General features: G+C 31.5%; 11 protein-coding genes. All 11 read right to left on the bottom strand.

Annotated features, from left to right (window positions below; translation table 11 throughout):
- Position 1: 1 nt before the first annotated feature.
- Positions 2-1258 carry a hypothetical protein gene (locus tag QO190_RS03080; RefSeq protein WP_371461181.1) on the bottom strand — a complete coding sequence of 419 codons (1257 nt, stop codon included), beginning with the start codon at positions 1256-1258 and terminating at the stop codon, positions 2-4.
- Position 1259: 1 nt separating this feature from the next.
- Positions 1260-2486: a reverse transcriptase family protein gene (locus QO190_RS03075; protein ID WP_371481247.1), complete on the bottom strand. Its 1227-nt coding sequence runs from the start codon at positions 2484-2486 to the stop codon at positions 1260-1262.
- 321 nt (positions 2487-2807) lie between these two features.
- Complete coding sequence (locus tag QO190_RS03070; protein WP_371461184.1) at positions 2808-6194, bottom strand: DEAD/DEAH box helicase family protein; 3387 nt, start codon at positions 6192-6194, stop codon at positions 2808-2810.
- 130 nt (positions 6195-6324) lie between these two features.
- Positions 6325-7623, bottom strand: a complete 1299-nt coding sequence (locus tag QO190_RS03065; RefSeq protein WP_371461186.1) for a DUF2130 domain-containing protein — start codon at positions 7621-7623, stop codon at positions 6325-6327.
- A gap of 30 nt (positions 7624-7653) precedes the next feature.
- Complete coding sequence (locus QO190_RS03060) at positions 7654-9099, bottom strand: ATP-binding protein (RefSeq protein ID WP_371461188.1); 1446 nt, start codon at positions 9097-9099, stop codon at positions 7654-7656.
- Positions 9100-9310: 211 nt separating this feature from the next.
- The gene (locus QO190_RS03055) at positions 9311-10495 is read right to left on the bottom strand and encodes a restriction endonuclease subunit S (RefSeq protein ID WP_371461190.1); all 1185 of its coding nucleotides are present in this window, start codon (positions 10493-10495) and stop codon (positions 9311-9313) included.
- Positions 10495-12033 (bottom strand): N-6 DNA methylase, encoded by a 1539-nt coding sequence (locus QO190_RS03050; RefSeq protein ID WP_371461191.1) that lies wholly within the window; start codon positions 12031-12033, stop codon positions 10495-10497. Before QO190_RS03050 ends, QO190_RS03055 begins: the two co-directional genes overlap by 1 nt.
- 94 nt (positions 12034-12127) lie before the next feature.
- Positions 12128-12454, bottom strand: coding sequence for an HIRAN domain-containing protein (locus QO190_RS03045; protein ID WP_371461192.1), 327 nt, complete (start codon positions 12452-12454; stop codon positions 12128-12130).
- An 87-nt stretch (positions 12455-12541) separates the two neighbouring features.
- Complete coding sequence (locus QO190_RS03040) at positions 12542-13441, bottom strand: metallophosphoesterase (RefSeq protein ID WP_371461193.1); 900 nt, start codon at positions 13439-13441, stop codon at positions 12542-12544.
- Positions 13434-13775, bottom strand: coding sequence for a hypothetical protein (locus QO190_RS03035; protein WP_371461195.1), 342 nt, complete (start codon positions 13773-13775; stop codon positions 13434-13436). The genes QO190_RS03040 and QO190_RS03035 overlap by 8 nt, the downstream gene beginning before the upstream one ends.
- A gap of 64 nt (positions 13776-13839) precedes the next feature.
- The gene (locus tag QO190_RS03030) at positions 13840-19734 is read right to left on the bottom strand and encodes a DEAD/DEAH box helicase (RefSeq protein ID WP_371461196.1); all 5895 of its coding nucleotides are present in this window, start codon (positions 19732-19734) and stop codon (positions 13840-13842) included.
- Positions 19735-19739 lie beyond the last annotated feature (5 nt).

The raw sequence follows: 19739 nt of genomic DNA, 5'->3' as shown, positions 1-19739 counted from the left end.
TTTACTTTTTATTAAATTTTAAAATATATTCAACGCCTTCAAACCCTTCAAAAAAATCTGGATCTGAGGGAATTACATCTGAATTTTTTCCATCCCAAATATTAATTAGGGCATATTTCCCATCTTCAAAACATGCTTTTACATAAAAATCACACATACCATTAAGTTGATTCCTAATAAGATTTGTAAATGTTGAACCTTTTCTATCTTTAGTGTTTTGTATGGTTTTTTGAAACACAGTATTTATGTGATGAATTGAAAATTCAACACCATTTTCAGTTTCTTTTAATTTTAATTCAACAATTGGATTTTCTAAATGATTATTATGTGTAACCTCAATTATTAGATTGATTAAAATTCTATATGCCTGCACTAATTTTTCTACATTCGTAAAAAATTCAATAGTTGAGGGGAAATTTTTACTTATTTTAAAATCTACTTTATTTTCCCAATCCTCTGAATTGTTGCAATTTTCAATAATATTTTTTAATGAATTATCACTTCTCACGTGGAATAGATGTTTAAAATGTAAAACCAGTTCAGAAAAATATCTTATTTGCTGGTTATTTTTGATTAAATTTAATTTAATAGGATTTTCTAATTCTAACCCATCATTTTTTTGAACACCGGCTAAACCTTCGTTAGGATGAGGAATTTTGTTGGCGTTGTTTTTATACCAGTTTTTCAGTTCTTCTGATTCCCAATTATATTTTATGTTTTCATCTGTCCAACCTTCACTTTTCCCTGAAAATGATTTTCCTGTTAGATAAAATAGAATCAAATTCTTTATTTTATGGTCAACAAAATACCTTTTATTATTAAAAAAAAGTGATTTATATTGTTCCTGAACTTTTTCTTTATGTTTTAGAAAATCATATTCTTCAATTTCACAAAACGTTAAAATATTTTTTAATTCATCACTATCAATTTCGTGGCAAGTAGTTTTTAGAATCAAATCTTGATTATAATCTTTTAAAAACTTCCATAAATTTTTAGAAGGAATGTATTTAGGTAAAACTAATGACTGTTCTTCTGTTGATGCTTCTTCAATTGGTTTTAAAGTAGTACTAGGCAAGTCATCATTTGAATTGTTCATCATCTCCTCCAACTTTTTCACTCTTTCTTCCAATTCTTTTCCCAAAGCACCATCTTTCTTTATCTCCTCTTTGGCAAGCAATAATACCCGCTCTTTTTGAGTGGGTTGCAGTTTTTTATTTTCCAATAATTCCTGAATAAAATCGTATTTATCTTTTGCCATTTTATACAATTTTTTCGTAAATATTTATAGCATTTTCTATTCCTTCTGTTTCCCAAACATTAAGTATTTTTTCAATATCCAAGTATTGAGTAGATAGTTTTTCAAATCTATCTTTCAATTTTAGATATGTAGTATTCTCTCTTCCTTTTACCATAGAAAGATAATTGAGTTTCCCACGGATTACAGCTTCCATAAATTCAGGAGAAGGGATTGCATTCTTTACATGCGATTTATCTTTGATATAAGATTGTAAAAACAAAGACAATGCTTTATTAACCCCATACGTTTCCCAATAATAGAGCCACATTCTTAATTGTTTAATGTATTTTTGAGAAACATTAGTCTTTTTATTAACCGTGATTCCCGTAACCTCTTGCCTTACATTGTTTTTTTGTAAGCGCACTTTATTTTGGTTTATCGAGAAATTTTGCTCTGTAATTATACGCTCCATTTCAATACGAAACTCTCCATTTTTTTGATAGACATTATGCATGGAACTAAAGGTAATATCATCCGCATAACGGCTGTATCTGACCCCAAATCGTTTTGCAAGCCCAGTTAATCTGCGATCTAATCTCTCACAAATAATATTAGTTAATATAGGTGAAACTGGTGAACCTTGAGGAAGAACTCTTCTTACCGTTTTTATAAGTTTCCCATCAATTTCTCTTTCTACTAAAATATTTTCGCAAGCCAACCAAGCAATATAATTGCCAATTTCTTCTCTTCTATTTCCTTTATTAAGGTTAAAGGGTGGAAAACTTAATCTATTTAATATTCTTCCTATTTCTATACTAGGAAAAAAATCTTTCAAATCTATATTGAATACGTAATTCTGGTTGCAATGCAGCTGAGCATTATCTACTACAGATTTCCCTTCTACAAATCCATATGCGTTTTCATGAACAGGATAAATGGCTTGTAAAATAAGATTAATACATCTTAAAAGAATTTTCAGTTCTGGTTTTGGAGCGTGTATTGTTCTGAAACCTCCTTTTTTCTTTCTTACTTTAAATGTTTTATAACGATTAATAGAATTTGGGTGTGCCAAAGTTCTTAAACGATACTCATTAAAATTTACATGAATTTCAGAATATATTAACCCTTGACAATAATTCAAAAGGATACAAAAGTCTTTTGTATCACGCAATAAAGAAAATGCTTTCTCTATTGTTTGTTTTTGTTCTTGAGTTATTTCTTGGATTCTCATGTTTCTTTTATTAAACATTCTTTGATGCCTGTTTTTTTGTTTTCTTTATCTATTCAATTATAAAATTCAACAAAAGTGAGGGTTATTAAGGAGATGAGTTGATCATTATAAATTAAAATAATATTAAAATTATAATAAATTAAATATAACTCAATAAATCCATAACCTTTATTCTGAAAGCTACCTTTCAGAACACCTGCCGATTTTTGGAAAGATCCAACAGCAGGCAAAATCAAAATCTTAAAAACAGGCTTATCAAAGAACTTTTATTAGTTTACAAGAGCAAAATAAATACGTATCTATGCAGCGTATCTGCACTCTTCATAAGTTATTAGTTTTTTACATCACCTCTACTCTACAGTTTCGGTTGATTTCGTTTACTATATCAACTATTTGTTGGGCTTTTTCATTTCCAAAAAGATGAATAATACCACGAGTATCAATATCTTTAAAAGGGTATTCCATTAATTGTTTAATTTCTACCACACCATTTTCTGAGAAATAATCTATGATTAGGTTTACGAATTGCATTTGTTTATGATTGAAGTTGGCTTCATCTGCAATTTTGGCAAAAGCATTTTTTGCTTCCGTTTTGTCTAATCCTACTACAGAACGGATAAACTCCCCTAGACTTGGTGCTTGAATTTTATTACCATCTTCATCATATTTTTCAAAGGCTTTTGTAAAAGTCTCTTTATTGCCAAATTCTCCCTGTTCAAAAAGCATTTTTTCCAAGTATTGGATATCAGCAGGAGTAACTTTTATATTTTTTCTTATTTTATCAATAGTTAAATCTGTTTTATGCTCCATCACATACTGTTGAATTTTCTCTTTATAAGCTTCTTTATCAAAAGATAGGGCTTCGTATATAGCTGGAGACTCTTCTACTTTGGTAATTTGGTCTTCGAAATGTGTTACTGCAAATTCTCTTTTATCCGTTTCTAAGAATTTAATTAATTCTCTTACTTCTAATCTCAGATGGTCTATTTTTTTTGAAGTAATATCTTGCCAAAATAGATTATCGTACATTTTAGAAACCACTTGAATTTTTGCGGCTACTTGAGGAATTCTGGTTTGTTTGCTAAGATTTTTACCCGTTTTAACAACTTTTTCTGTTAGGTTTTTTTGTCTGCTGGTTCCTGTTAATCTACTCAGAATAAGATCAAACATGAGTAAGTCAAATGATTTGGCAGCACTATCCGTATCCGTATCAAAAACTAAAGGAGCAATATAGGTAATAAGTTCATGTTTTTCTGATTGAGAGAGGTTATTCCAAGCGTTTTTATCTTGAAATTTCTCTATGAGTTTTAAATGTTGGCGAACGATGAAACTATTCTTTTCTTGTGTATATAACAAAACAACTTGCTGATGCAATTGGTCTAAAAACTCTATTCCTAATTTTTTTTCTTCCTCCTCTTTTTGTTCTAAAAGAATCTGGCTCAACCTCAACTTAAAATTAAATAATTTTTCATTGAGCGTTTGAGGTCTTTCTGTTTCTGTTCCTTTAGGATTTTCGCTAAAAAACTCAAAATTCTGACAAAAATCTAAAATTAAAAATTCTTTTTTGTGGTCTTGATAACCAAACAAATTTTTACATAATCGGGTTCCTCTACCGATCATTTGCCAAAATTTCACATTCGATTTTACAGGTCTTAGAAAGACTAAATTCACTACTTCGGGAACATCTATCCCAGTATCTAACATGTCAACAGAACATGCAATCTGAGGCATTTTATTGGGTAATTTAAAATCACTCAACAAGTCGTGTTTATATTCTGCCTGATAATCTATTACCTTCAGGAACTGGTCTTTATAATGTGGATAATTTGCATTGAATCTTTTTCTGATGAATTCTGCGTGATCATGTTTCTTCGCAAAAATGATGGTTTTTCCTAATTTTTCTCCATTTTCTATACGAATCCCGTATTTTAGTAAGGTATCTAAGATTTTATCTGCCGTATCGGTATTGTAAATCCAAGAGTCTAATGCAGATGCATCTATTTCATCTAGAATTTCACCAGTTTCTGAGTCGCCAAATTTTTCTTCGTATTCTCTTTTTTCTTCGTCTGAAAGTTCGTGGTATTTTATTCCATTTCTTTGGAAGTGTGTACTCACACTGTAAGATTTATAAGGAACCAAATAACCGTCTTCTACGGCTTTATCTAGATCATAGTTGTAGGTAGGATTTCCTTCGGATAAGTCAAAAAGTTCGTAGGTATTCTTATCTGTAGTATCTTTAGGAGTAGCAGTAAGCCCAATTTTATAAGCATCAAAGTAATTAAAAACCGCCTTATATTTGTTGTAAACCGAACGGTGAATTTCATCAAAAATCACTACATCAAAATGACCAACTCCATATTTTCTTTGGTTTCCATCTACTTCTTTATCAATTAAGTTAATCATGGTTTGATATGTAGAAAACACCAATCTGCTGGTTTGGTCTTCTTTTTCTTGTAGGAGATTTACAGAAGGAATATGTGGTAGATAATCATTTAAATTGTCTTTGGCTTGTTTTACGAGTGCTGTTCTATCTGCCAAAAATAATATTCTTTTTGCCCAATTAGCTTTGGTAAAAACATCTACTAAAGATGCTGCAGTTCTGGTTTTACCTGTTCCAGTAGCCATTACCAAAAGTGCTCCTCTAAAATGGGCTTCCATACGATTGGCCACTGCTTTTATGGCTTCTATCTGGTAATATCTATCTGTAATATTGGCATTAACATCTATTTGATGCAGTGGTATTTTAGAATTTCTACGCTGTATATTGAGTTCTAGTTCGTCTTGGGTATAAAAACCTTGTAATTGACGAATAGGATAATTCCAGTCATAGAAATGAATTTCGTAACCATTGGTTAAGAAAATGTTTGGTTTTTGGCCATACTTAATCTCCAAATTTTTGGCGTATAATTCTGCCTGATGTCTTCCTACTTGCGGATCTCTACTGGTACGCTTGGCTTCAACTACAGCAAGAGGTTTTCCATTTTTTCCCCAGAGAACATAATCTGCAAAACCTTCTTCATTATTATTAGGCATGCCTTCTATTCGAAATTCTTTAACGTTAGGAAGAGACAAATCCCAGCCTGCTTCTTGCAAAAGATTATCAATCAGATAAGTTCTGGTGAGTGCTTCATTTGGATCTTTAGGTGGGAGAACTGTAGCCTGTGTCGCCAAACGATTGGCCAGCATTTGCGCTTGTAGTTGGGCGTTTTCTTTTTCTAATTCAGCTTTTTGGGTGAGTTGTTCTTTCAGTTTTAGAATCTCTTGGTTCAGAATATTTTGTTGAATTTTCTGAGCCAATGGAATGTTTTCATCAGAAAATTGGGGTGGTTTTATGTATTCTTCTCCATAGAGATTAATGAAATAATAAGAAATACCATGCAATAAATGCAGGTGATGAATAATTTCTTGAGTGCTGATTTTTAATTTATTACCAGAATTATGTACAGCTTTATTTCCTAATAATCTGATGGCGTTCATCTGTTGTAAAACACCTGCATTATTCACAATTTCTATAAAAGTGGGTTCCTTTATAAGTGATGAAATGGTGGTATCATACGGTAAGGTAAGCTCTGGTTCATTTTGGTAGATAAAATGCACCCATGCTTCTAGACCTTTTCTTAAGAATAGACCAGCCACCTCTGTATTATCATACACAAAATTTTCTGCTTCTATAGCTGGTTTTACTATTTCTATAAATGGATAAGGTACAGAAGTAAAGTTACTCATGGATTTTGTTTTTGCTGGACTAATTTACGTATTTTTTTGAAAAAAGGCTCAGATTATAAATCCAAGCCTTAACTTTTTAACTTACACACTTCGTGGGATAGTGTCTTCTAATTATTGCATTAGATTCTTATTATTTCAACTCATCAAACTTAGCTTTCATCGTTGGATTACCATGTGTTAACTTTTTAATGGTTAAATCTTCTGCTTTTTGATTGGCTAAACGAAGGTTATTGTCTGATGATAATAATGCTTCTTTCGTTTTTTGTAAATGGATGATTGTTTTATCTATTTCATCAATGGCCGTTTGGAATTTTCTGCTGGCTAAATCGTAATTTCTGGCAAAACCTTCTTTGAATTGATTGATTTTCTCTTCAAAGTTGGTAATATCGATGTTTTGATTTCTTACCAAAGCGAGTTCTGCTTTGTATTTTAACGAGTTCATGGCTGCGTTTCGCAATAAGGTAATAATTGGAATAAAAAACTGTGGACGCACCACATACATTTTTGGATACTTGTGAGACACATCTACAATACCAGTATTGTAATACTCGCTATCTGCTTCTAACATGGTTACGAGAACGGCATATTCGCACTTTTTCTCGTTACGATCTTTATCTAGTTCTTTAAAGAAATCTTCGTTTTTCTTTTTGGTTGCGGTTTCATCGCCTTCGTTTTTCATTTCAAACATGATGGAAATAATCTCGTTTCCTGCTTCGTCTGTTTCTTTGTAAATGAAATCTCCTTTACTACCAGAACGTGCATCGTTGTCTTTTTCGAAATAGGCATTTTGGAAAGCGGTAGCTCTTAATTTATTGAACTCCGTTTCGCAGTGTTGCTCTAAGGTTTCGCCAATCATTTTGGTAGACAATTTCGCCTTCATGTCTTTTACACGAGCGATTTCTTCTTCTTTATATTTTATGATTTCTTCTTTGCTCTGTAACTTGGCGGTGTATTCTTGCACCAATGTACTTTCTAGATTTTGTTTTTCTAGTTCTTTGGTTTTTACTTCATTCAACAAGTTATCTCGTTCTTTTTCAATTTTTTGAACGGCTTCTGTAATGGCTAATTTTTTAGCTACTTCTGCATTGTCTAACTGTGCTTTTAATTGCGTGAGTTCGTTGGTTTTCTCTGCTTTTAAGTTGGCTACTTCTGTTTCTTTCTGTGCTAACTTTTGCGCTAGTTCTGCTTCTTTTTCAGATTTTAATTGGATTAATGCCGTTTCCTTTTGTGCTAACTGTTCTTGTAAAGCTTCACGGACTTTAGCTTCTGCAATTTGTATAGCACTTTGCTTGTCTTTTTCTGCTAAAGCTAATCTATTTTGCAGTTCTTCTTCAAACTGATGGTCGCGAACTTGTTTTAGAATATCGGCATAACCGGCTTCATCTACTTTAAATGCTTTGTGACAATGTGGACAAATGATTTCGTTCATGGTTTTTATTTTTTTTTTAGTTGTGATTTTTTATTCAACACCTTTTCTTCTTAATGTGCCTACTCCAATATTGTACGCATAAATTGCTGCAGGAATAAAGCACAAATCAATATTTTGCATCGTTACATTTCCTGTTTTATTAATACTTGTAACCAATGCTGTTGATAGTTTATTATTATCGCAAAAATGCAAAAGACTTTGTAATTCGTTAGGTTTTTCAAAATAACGATTGCTCCATTTTATTTCTACAGCCCATGCTGGTTTAAAAAATTTTTCGTCTAAAAGCACTAAATCCACTTCGCCTTCTTTTTTATCTTTCCATCTTGCATAATGTAAATTAAGGTTTTCTCTGTGCATCCATTGTGATAAAATAGCCGTTTCTACAATATTTCCCATGTCGCTATCTAGTTCTGAAACCGGAGAAAACAAAGCCGTTCGCAATGATGAATTGGTAAGATATACTTTAAAACTGGTTATCCGTTTTAGTTGTTTGGCTTTGCTGTCTAATTTGTTTAATACCTTGATTAAAAAAGCTGCTTCTAAGTATTCCAAATATTTTTTTAAGGTATCTTTTTGAATACCACTGTCTCTACTCATCGTTTCATAGGAGAATTCATTTCCCGTATTATAAGCGATGTAACTAAAAAAACGATTCAACTCTTGAACATCTTTAATGCCATATAAACTGGGTAAATCGCGAAGTAAAACTTTATCAACAATATCATTTTTAACATATCTGCCCATATCACTCTGAATACGTTCTGATAAAACTACTTCGGGATATCCTCCAAAATTGAGATAATTAATAAACTCTCTATTCAATTCTTCCATATCTTTTGCTAAATGATAGGGAATTAACTTATTGTCATACGTTATCGTGCCTTCATACATAATATGGGTTTTTCCTTTCAGATGAATAAACTCCTGAAAAGTAAGCGGAGGCAACATAAAATCGGTGAATCTGCCTGCGCCACTTTCGGTGCTGTGCCATTTTAAAGCCGCTGCAGCCGAACCTGAAACGATAAATTTTGTATTGGGAAACGAATCTACCAATACTTTTAAATGCCTTTCCCAATCTTTGAGGTACTGAATTTCATCAAAAAACACATAACAGCCTTCTAATGAAGCTGCTTTTATGGCCTCTTTACAAAGGTTTAGCAAATCTTCTAAACTCAGGTTGATATAAATAGGATTATCTATACCTACAAAAAATATTTTTTGTGGATCTACATTTTCTTGAATCAATTGGTCTATGGCATGAAACATCATTACGGTTTTACCCACACGACGCGGCCCCATTAATACCAAAGCTCTTTTAATCTCTGTATCTTGCACGTAAGGATAAAACAAGTTAAAATACAAGCGTTTCGACATGTTTTTATAACCTGATGGAATTTCTTTTGTGTTCCACCAAGGGTTTTCGTACTGCAAGCGTTCGATAATTTTATCTGACGGAATAAATGCTTTTGCTTTCATTTTTTTGCTTATTTATGCAAATATAAATAAAATAGATAGATTATAATCTGCTTATTTGGTAAAAATATAATTAAATAAGCTTTATTTTATGTATTTTTAAGTTTATTTACACCTTTAAGCTTTTAACATATCAACATTTATATCAACATTTACTATGTTATTTCACGGCAAAATGTTGATAGACTCATTGGTAAGTTTTCTCATTTACACATTAATTCAGCTCCCCATTAAACGCTCTTTGCAACAAACTAGCAAACAACTCCTCACTTTTTGCCAACTCTAACTGGGCTTGTTGTTTTTGGGCTTCTATCATTGCTACACGTTCTGCGAATTGGTTTTGGAGTTCCATTGGAGGGTATAAAATATCTAAATCTCTTAATGCTGTTTTAGTAATAGATTTTGTTGTCGCACCATTTAGTTTAGAGTTAATTAATTTTTTTCCATAATTTGTTGAAAAATAGAAATAGAAATAAAATTTATCTAAATTTTTAAATGTCATCATTAATTGATTTAATCCTAATGAAACAGGTCTATTTAAATATGGCATTAACCAAAATTCACCAGCGCTTCCAATTTTATTCATTATTATTTCACCGCCATATACTTTGGTTTTTTTAAATAAATTGTATGTTTCTTCAGAAACATATTTTAAATTATTTTCAAAGTCATTTTTATTTAAGTTGACAGTTCTAATCATTAAAGCATAATCTTCTTCATCTTTCATTTTAATATTGGCTGAAACCCAATCATTCCCACCATTAGAACCTACATCAACTAATACTTCTAAGAAATCATTCAATTTTCTTTTCTCCCACCCCTTCTCATTCTTCACAGGATCACCAAACATATCCAAAAACAAACTTTGTGTTAGCGCATCGTATTTTTGTACAATGGCACGGTTGTTTTGGATGATGGCATCGGCTTGGTCTAGAATAGCGGCGATGCGTTGTTGGGTGGCAAGCGGTGGATAATTAAAATCAATTTCCTGTAAAGTTTTATTGTTTAGTATAGGAACAACAGCATTGTTCGCAATATTCGCTAAAACATTTTTATTAGTCAAAAACCAATAATATAAATAATTCACATCAATTATATCTTTCGGCTTTATAGCTGTGATTTGTTGATTTGAGGAACAATATTCTTGACTAATTCCAGTTTTCCCAATATCTCCAATACAAGTTATTAGTAAAGTGTCTTTAGGAAAAGTAATTGCTTTTTTTTCATCTAAAGCTTTTTGTGATAAAGTTCTTTTTGAAGTTTTTAATTTTTTTCCATTATTAAAGTCGCCTGGAGTATACCAATTAATTGGACCATCAAAATATTGACTTTGACTCGTTGGAGGAGTTTTTCCTGTTTTAATAAATTCAGCTATATCTTTCAATTTCACTTTCTCCATTATCCTAACATTTTTTCTAAGTCCAACAACTTTTTGGCATTATCTGCTTGCAAATTTTTAATGTCTTGAATTAAAGTGATTGGTTTTTCGTATTGAACTTCTTCATAGACCACTTCTTTGTAGCGATTGATGCTTAGGTCGTAGTCATTTTCTGCAATTTCGGTTTTGGGAACGAAGAAAGATTGCTCGGTTCTGCTGCTGGCTTCGACAAGCTCAGCCTCCGCGCTTCTGGTAACTGAAGCGGTAGTTTGGGTAACTGAGCCTGTCGAAGTTACCGAAACCCCTTTTTTACGGTTATGGAATTTTGCTATAATATCTGGGATATCATTTTCTTTTACCGGTTGGCGTTTATCATCTAGACTTAGACCATCTGCTTTCATATCATAAAACCAGACCTTTTCTGTACCTCCTGCATTGGTTTTTGTAAAAATTAGAATAGCGGTACTTACCCCAGCATACGGTTTAAAAACTCCACTAGGCATAGAAATCACGGCTTCTAGGGTTTGGTTTTCTACGATTTCTTTTCGGATTTTTTTGTGTGCTTTACTGCTGCCAAACAGTACACCATCTGGAATAATTACGGCACATCTTCCGCCTATTTTCATTCCTTTAATCATTAATCCTAGAAATAGCAATTCTGTTTTTTTAGAATCTACCATTGCCAGAACTTTTTCGTCTACAGAATCATTATCTAAACTGCCTTTAAAAGGTGGATTTGCCAAGATCAGCGTGGCTTTTTCCTGAAAATCTGCATTGGCTTGGGAAAGAGAATCTACATCTTTGAGCTGTGGATTTTCTATACCGTGCAAAATAAGATTCATGGCACCAATTCTAATCATGGTAGGATCGAACTCCATTCCCATAAACATTTGGTTTTGGAAATGGGTTTGGGCTTGTGGTTTTAGCAGTTCTTTAGCGTAATTCTCCTTGATATATTCTGCACTAGCCACCAGAAATCCGCAAGTTCCAGAAGAAGGATCACAGATGATATCTTCTGGTGTGGGCTGTACCAATTCTACCATCATTTTGATAATGTGTCTTGGTGTACGGAACTGTCCGTTAGTTCCCGCAGTTGCAATTTTACTCAGCATGTATTCATAGACATCACCTTTGGTATCGGTATCATTCATGTCTATTTTATCGAGCATGTCTACTACTTGCACCAATAATCTGGGAGTAGGAATCATAAACGCAGCGTTTTTCATAAATTTAGAAAAAGAAGCGCTTTTTCCGCCGTAGTTTTTCATAAAATCAAAAATTCCGTTTTCTTTTTGGAATAATCGGAACATGGTTTCGCTTTCTAGGTTTTTAAAATTACTCCATCTTAGTTGCTGTTCTTCTGTGGTGTAAATAGGGTTGTTTACGGGCTTACCTGTAAGTAGGGCTTGCTGTTCTTGCAAATCTTGTAAATCATCTAATCTTTTGATGAAAAGCAGATAGGTAATTTGCTCTATTACAGAAAGAGGATTAGAAATTCCGCCGCTCCAGAAAGCGTTCCAGACTTGGTCTATTTTTGGTTTAAGTTCTTGTAAAGACATTATTTTAAAAAAATTTATGTTCAAAAATAAGGTTTTAAGATGGTAAAATAAAACTGAGTTTCAAAAAATAGATTGTGTAGTCCATTTTTAAAAATTAATCAAGATTTTTGAGATACGCGATTGCTCTCACTTGGTTTTCGGGATGTGCTGTTGCATCTACTTGCTGAATTATACAATCTATGCTTTTTTTATGACCAGTAATAAGCAATTTGTAGAAAATTCTGTTTTCGGCTCTTGGTACAAAACCTAATTTGAAATCTTTGTAATAAATGGCAACTGCTCTTGCATCAAACTTATTATCTTTTTCTAGTTTTAAGCGAAGATGCGTACCTATTTTCAGTTTGCTAAAGCAAATTGGCGCATCATAATACGTGAAACCTGCAATGTGAAAATTGGCAAGATGTTCTCTTAGTGTGTTCATACTGTTTGGATTTCTAAATGATTAATAGGCCAAAATTGGATAAAAGCTGTGCAGTAGAAGTGCATCCATTAAAGTTTTGCCATTTATTTATACATAAACCAGTTGATTATTAGAAAGTTTTTTTTCATTATTAAATCTATAAGCTACTAATTTTCCGCCCTTTGCAACACTGTAGTCTAGGCAACAGACGTTTTCCTTTAATATGGTTGGCAATCCTTGCAACCAATAATGTCCAAAAAAGACAGGCTTTTCTTTTTCTGAATAGAAATTGTAATCAGTAGAAATAGGTAGATCAGGAATGTTTTCATCAAAATGAACATCAAAAGTTCTATAATTATGATTTGATGAATCTTCCCACCATTTTACTCTAATTTCTTTTCTTTGATGCCCGTCTTTGTCTAAAAAAAATATTTCATCTGGCAGTTTTAATTCTTTGCCTTTTAATGTTTCTTCAATCGTGTTGTACTCTTCTGTATTGGGATTATAGAAATCCTTCAAATTGTTTTCTTTCAAACAATTTCCTTTCAGTTTCTTTTTCAGAAAGTTGATATTCTCTTGATCCCAACATGCATGAACCACTCTGAAATTTTCGTTTTCAAAAAATAAAGGAAGGCTTTTGAACCATTCTATATACCTATTGTATTCATTTTCATATCCTTTAAACTGATTGATGGTTTCGCTGTGTTGCGCCCTATTTTTTGCAGAATGCTTCCGAAGAAAATCTCCATTTTGGTCTAAAGTATTATAAGCAATAGCATTGTATTCGTGGTTTCCCATAATTGCTAATGCATTTCCGTTGTCAATCATAGTTTTTACAATGTGCAAAGTTTCTCTAATTTTCGGGCCTCTATCTATAAAATCGCCCAGAAAAAAAACTTTTCGGTGAGAATGCTTATATCCTTGTTCTGTTTTTATGTATCCTAATTTTTGCAAAAGCAGTTCTAAACTATCAGCATATCCGTGAATATCTCCAATAAAATCAAACATATTTTTTTTCTAAAATTTTTCCCAGCAAAATTGTGAAGTTACAGTTTTCGGTAGTGAGTAAATCTCCGTTTTCTAAATCCACATTTTCATCAGTTTCTATAATAATATCTTTTATTTCTACTATCATTTGTGGTGCGTTTTTAGAATAACCCATTTGAAATTTCACTGTATCATATTTTTTAGTGTCTATAATTTCTCCTTCTTCATTTAATTCACATAAACGATTAATATAAAAATCCGTAAAATCTCTGTATTCTTCAGTTTTTCTGCCTTCTAAAATTTCCGTGAACCATTGTTTGGTAAGAACGAGGTATAATTGGGACTTTTTATTCATTGTAATTAAGTTATTTTTTGGAAAAGTAGTATAGATTAATGCAGTAGAAGCGCATTAATCAGATTTAACTTTTACTAATCGTATAAATAATATCATGAAGTACGTCTTTTCTAATTTTAAATTCTACATTCTCAAAACTCATTTCTGTAGATTTTAGTCTTTCTACAGGCTTTATTCCATGGGCAATTCCTCCATCAATTCTAATGGTAAACGATAAAGAATCTGAAATAAATTCAAAATATCTGTAATGTGGCAATTGGTTTTCTTTTATAAGATTTACTTCAAAGTCTAAATCTTTAGAAATTTTGGATAAATCTTCTTCATAATCTCCAATGTTTTTATATTCATGTATGATGTAATAAGGAGTATTATTTGATTGTTTAAAATTATTTTCGGCTAAGTGAATATTAAATTCATTAATATTTACTTCTGATAATTTTTGAAATGTGTCTACAAATTGAAGCAATAACCTCATTGAAAATTCTGATAGGTTGTATTTGTCAAAATAGTTGACTTTAAAAGATTTTTCTTTTACTTGGTTAATAAATTCTATTTTATTTTCTAGATTTTCCAATACAGTTTCTGCTAATTGATGACTATAAAAACCGTAAGGCAAATTCGTGATTTTTACTTCTTCGATTGTTGAATTTAACTGTGGTAAGTTAAAATCTGGATAATCTTCTATTTGATGTATGTTAACTTTATAATACTTTTCTTCAGAATTAGTTAAGATATTTGCGTTTAAACTATGATATGAATGATTTGATATATACGAATATACTTTCCCATTATTTAGAATTGCACTTACATGAACCAAATAATCATCAATTTTTTGTGAATTTCCTTGTTTTAAATTATAATTGAAGTTTAACTTATATAAACTAAGTTTTTCATTGAAATTTTTGAATTCAGGATTACCTTCAATTATAAGATTTATTTCAATTAGTTCACGTTTTAAATTCTCTAGCCACTGCAATTCATCAATGTCCCAATCTGAAATTTTGCTGTTGATATGAATATTTAATGATTTAATACCAGAATGATATTGCAAACTTCTTATGTCATTTGAAATATTGGCAAGTAATGGATGGATATCATGATTTGTATGACTTAAATTTTCTGGCAGTTGGTTTGTTTTTGCAAACAATAGCCAATCTAAAGCAATATTTCTATCCAAATTTTCTAAATGCCATTGTGTATTTCTATCAATCAAGCATTTAGTACAAGCCACTTCGCAATCACAATGATGTAAAATTTGATAGGATTTTTCCAAAATTTCGTTAATATACAAACCAAATTGCGAAGAGTAACCAGCACCACCTTTTGCTGTATCATAGATAAATATGGTCTGATAATTTTTGTATTGTTTCACACCAAAACCTAATTCAGCTTCTTCAATGGCTAAATATTCTGCTAAAGATTTTGAAAAAATCACGCCTAAAGAATACATTAAAACTTTATCATTGATAGGATTTCCATCTATATTCAAAATTCGTAATTCTGTAAAATCAGTTTTGAATCTTGCTCCTAAAATAACATTGCTTTTTATATGATTTGGATAACCGGTACAAATATTTTCGCCATTTTCAGTTTTTCCACCTCGCAATCTTTTATGAGATGCTAATTTTTCATGATAAGTTTCCACTCTTCCGCAATCCGAACAAACACTATAACCTTTGCCATCTCCTGTATTGTAAAAAAGTACTTCAGACTCTCTATTTTCTCCACTTGATCTAATATCTAAAATGGTATTTTGCTTTTTCTCCCAAGGTTTTACACCTAACAATAGTGGTTCTAAATATTGTGGTTTAGATTTTTCGGAAATTACTCTTTTCGGAGAGGTAGATAAATCTACTGCAAAACCAACAGGTTCAATAAGTTCGGTAAAACTACCTCTATAATCACCTAAATCTATTCCTTTTAGTGTACCTTGTTCATGACAATGAGGGCAACTATCATTTATATTGTTTTCAACAGGTGGTATAAATTGATAACCACAAGAATTACAACCTTGTACTATATTTTTTTCACCAGTTTCTCCCCAGTCATTTTTCATAATGATACCTGCAGATTTATAATTTAAACCATCAATCAAAATTGAATTTCCAGGAGCAAATTCAGTTAATGCACTGGTAATTGGGTAAGAAGGATTTTCAAAAAAAAGATTACTTTTCAATCTTCTTTTGATGTCCTCAAAATTGGTATGATCAAATTCTACAATTCCTGTAGGTAAACCGGCATTAGGAAGAAAATTAATCTCTGCTAAATAGTTAAGAATAAATTTTTCTAAAAAGTTCTTTTTTCTGTAGGCAACAGCTTTATAGGCTGGGCTATTTTCGCCCATCGTTTCTTTTATTTCAAGTAATTTTTTATCAAAACCTTCCATTTGTTTTTGAACATTATTTTTTACTTTCATAAAGTTATCATATACTTTCATTTTGAGTTGGGAATGGTCTGTATTTTCAAATTCAGTACCTTTTACCAAATCTTTTATTTGTTGGTGGTATAATCTAACATCTACGTTATAAATCCAATTCATGAAATTTTCGCCAATATTTGGAGCATCGTCAAAAAAGAAATTTTGAATTTTTTCTTTGATATTCAATCCTGCATTTTGATTAGATTGAATAAAAAGTCCGAAAAGCAAAGAATTGATATGTCTTTCTACAATATTATTGCTATCAAATTTTAAAATAGGAGGTGCAATTTTGTGTTCTAGAGCCCACTTTGGATTATTCATAGTACGCAATCCTATGGGATTTGGAGCGCAGAAAGTTAATGCCAAAGATTTATTTTCGCTACGCCTTCCCGCTCTACCAGCTCTTTGTAGATAGTTTGCAGGCATTGGTGGAACATTGCTCATTACTACTGCAGAAATTCCGCCGATATCAACTCCCATTTCCATTGTGGTAGAACAGCTTAATATATTTATTTCACCATCCTCAAATTGTTTTTCTAAATCTTTAAGTCTTCCTTTTTTTTGTTGAGCAGAATGTTCGCCCGCTAAAAATAGTTTTTCATAACCAAATACTCTTTCATGTAAATTGTTCCATAATCCTTTTTCTCTTGCTTCGATACTATTTTCATCTAACCAATTTTCTATAACATTACGAGGCACTTTGTCATTCTTTTCATTTAATTGTTCTGGATATGGAAATACTGGAAATTGAATTTCAATATTTTGATTGATGTAATAATTTTCAAGATTTTCAAAAGTTAAATTTCCTTTTATCCATGGAGTATAACCTCTAAAATTTTTGTCAAGCAAACGTTTAGAAACAGGGCATAGAAATTCTTTACCAGCCAATTCAAAACAAGTTTTTTCAATAAAATCTATTTTATAGCCACCATTATCTTCTTTCAGAATGGTAGATTTTAAAGTATTCCAAATTTTCAGCAATAAATCATTTAATTGATCTTGTTTTTTTGCGTCAATATTTTCTTTATCATGCCATTCTTTACCTAAACCAGCACATATAAGCAATATTAATCTGCTTTGTGTTTTAGAATTAGAATTGAATAGAGTCCATTTTTCTGCGTTTACAATATCTGAATTGTGTGGATAAATGAGTTGTGGCCTATAAAAATTGGTTGAAAAAAGATACAGCGATTCATCAAAATCAAAATGAAATTGATCTCGTAAAATATAATCTGCAGAAATTTTAAGTAGATCTTTCCATTCCATTAAATTAATTCCTAATTCTTTGGCTTCATCTGGTAATGTTAAAGTATCAAAAGATGGATACACAAGGTTTACTAACCCTAAATTTTCCAAAGAACGTTCTCTTTTTAATCTTCTCGCAAACTGGTCATATAACAAACTTTTTGCATAAGAATCTTGCTGTGTGGCAAAATCTCTACCTTTTGCTGCTTTTAGAAATAGGGTTTTAAAGTCTTGTTTTGTTTTTATATGATTTATTACATCTTTCCAAGTAACTCTGAAAGTGGAAAAATCTGAAATCCCGTTATTAGCAATTTGTCTTTCAATTTCTTCTAACTGCGTTTCGTAACCTTTTTTCATAAAAGGTAAAGCTTTGTCAATTTGTTCAAGCAACTGAACTCTGGCTTCATGCAATTCCTCAATAGTTGCATCTGGTTTATTGTCTTTATATTTTTTGATTAAAAAATGATAAACCTGAAATCTAGTCCAATCATTTTCTGCGTCTATGTTTATTTGAGCAGCAATTTTTGCTGTTCCTTGTCTGCTGTCTGTAAACGAGATGTATTTTTTACCATCAAATAAAGTAAGAGCAGATTTTTCTTTTTTTTCTTGCGTTTGTTCTAAAATAATATCAGATAAAATACGGTTGGTAAAAGCAGATGAAATCCTGAAATGAATAGGATTATCATTTCCACTTCCACAAAATGGACATTTACCATCATCAATCATAATAAAATGTTCACCTTTATTCTTGTCAATTGTACCGTTTTGCTCTATAGAACAAGTGTAATATTGTTTATTTGTAAGTCTTTGATAAGGTTTATTTTTAATAAATCGCACAACTGAAGTTTGTTGGTTGTTTTCAATTTCATTCTCATCATCAGAATCTACTTGAAATGCTTCATATCCTTTAGTCGCTTTTTGTGTAATCTTGCCTTGATCATTTTCTCCTTCTAACATCATATTTCCACAGCTTCTACATGATACCAATTCAATCATCGGAAAACCGCATTCGCAGTTTTTTTCTGCAATTGTAGTCATCGTTCCAAGAGCTTTAGTTGGTTTATGATGTTCATGTTTTGCACAATTTGGGTTTGCGCACACATAAACGCCACCAATTCCTCTTGTAAAAAAATGCCCTCTTACTGGTAAAAGATTTTCATTACCTATTTTTTGATTTGCAATAAAATCAATAGCTTTTAACTGTTCATATTTATCCTTAATTCCTAAAATATCACCAATTTCCTTTTGTGTAAATCCTGTATTTTCTAATAATTTATTACGAAGCGAAATTATTTTTTTTGAAGTTAGTGTAGTTGAAAAATCAGGAATATCCTTATTGTCAATTGCATTATTAACTCTTTTACCTTGTATCACTTCAATTTGGTCAGTAGAAATTCCACACAAATTTGACATAAATTTTTTAAGAACATCTGTATTACCGTTTCCTACAGTTGCAGAAGTGATGGCAAATCTTACATTTTTAATTTCTACTCCAAAGGAAGAAATAACTCTTCTAATCAACAGTGCCATTTCTGCGGCTTTAGAACCAGTAAGTGTATGAGCCTCATCTAACAAAATCCATCGAAGTTTCCCTTGAGATTTTTGAATAATAGGAACATCGGCATTTCTTACCAACATATATTCCAACATGGTAGGATTGGTAAATAAAATTTGCGGAGGGTTTTCTCTTATTTGTTCTCTAGAAATTAATTGAGGAATTGCTTTTATCTTTTCTGGATTTTTTGCGGAATTTTCAGTAGAACCTGTTAGAAGTGCATAATTAATTCCTCCTAATGCTTTGCACCAAGCATCCATTCTTTTTTGTTGACTTGCAATAAGCGCGTTTAATGGATACAGAAAAATAGCATTTACACCTTCTTGATTATTACAATTTTCATAAATATCATGTAAAACAGGAAGCATGAAACATTCTGTTTTTCCAGAGCCAGTTCCTGTAGTTACCGCAATTGATTTTTTTTCGTTAAGTAATGCTATCCAACTTTTTAATTGATGTTTATAAGGATGCCTAGATTTAGGAAATTGAAATTCAGTATCCTTAATTTTATCCAAAGCATTAATAAAATCTTTGTTGAAAACCGAATTAGTATTTTCAAAATTTACATCGGCTTGTTCCCAAGGGAAAGTTCCCTGAAAAACTGCATCAGCAATGATGGGCTGTTCAGATAAGAGATATTTGAAATAGTCTTGCATTTCTTTATCACCAGTTGCCCAAAGTGAAAGGATTGCATCTTTTAATCGGTTTTCGGTTTTCGTATAAAATTTTTCGAAATTCATAAGTA

Origin of the sequence: Cloacibacterium sp. Arc13, from assembly GCF_041431305.1 — a bacterium.
Taxonomy (GTDB): Bacteria; Bacteroidota; Bacteroidia; order Flavobacteriales; family Weeksellaceae; genus Cloacibacterium; species Cloacibacterium caeni_B.
Note: the sequence above shows the minus strand (reverse complement) of the source record. Positions and strands in the feature narration are given on the sequence as shown.

Coding starts and splice junctions, on each gene's coding strand:
- QO190_RS03080 (WP_371461181.1), bottom strand. CDS start 1,258: ATGGCAAAAGATAAATACGATTTTATTCAGGAATTATTGGAAAATAAA.
- QO190_RS03075 (WP_371481247.1), bottom strand. CDS start 2,486: ATGTTTAATAAAAGAAACATGAGAATCCAAGAAATAACTCAAGAACAA.
- QO190_RS03070 (WP_371461184.1), bottom strand. CDS start 6,194: ATGAGTAACTTTACTTCTGTACCTTATCCATTTATAGAAATAGTAAAA.
- QO190_RS03065 (WP_371461186.1), bottom strand. CDS start 7,623: ATGAACGAAATCATTTGTCCACATTGTCACAAAGCATTTAAAGTAGAT.
- QO190_RS03060 (WP_371461188.1), bottom strand. CDS start 9,099: ATGAAAGCAAAAGCATTTATTCCGTCAGATAAAATTATCGAACGCTTG.
- QO190_RS03055 (WP_371461190.1), bottom strand. CDS start 10,495: ATGGAGAAAGTGAAATTGAAAGATATAGCTGAATTTATTAAAACAGGA.
- QO190_RS03050 (WP_371461191.1), bottom strand. CDS start 12,033: ATGTCTTTACAAGAACTTAAACCAAAAATAGACCAAGTCTGGAACGCT.
- QO190_RS03045 (WP_371461192.1), bottom strand. CDS start 12,454: ATGAACACACTAAGAGAACATCTTGCCAATTTTCACATTGCAGGTTTC.
- QO190_RS03040 (WP_371461193.1), bottom strand. CDS start 13,441: ATGTTTGATTTTATTGGAGATATTCACGGATATGCTGATAGTTTAGAA.
- QO190_RS03035 (WP_371461195.1), bottom strand. CDS start 13,775: ATGAATAAAAAGTCCCAATTATACCTCGTTCTTACCAAACAATGGTTC.
- QO190_RS03030 (WP_371461196.1), bottom strand. CDS start 19,734: ATGAATTTCGAAAAATTTTATACGAAAACCGAAAACCGATTAAAAGAT.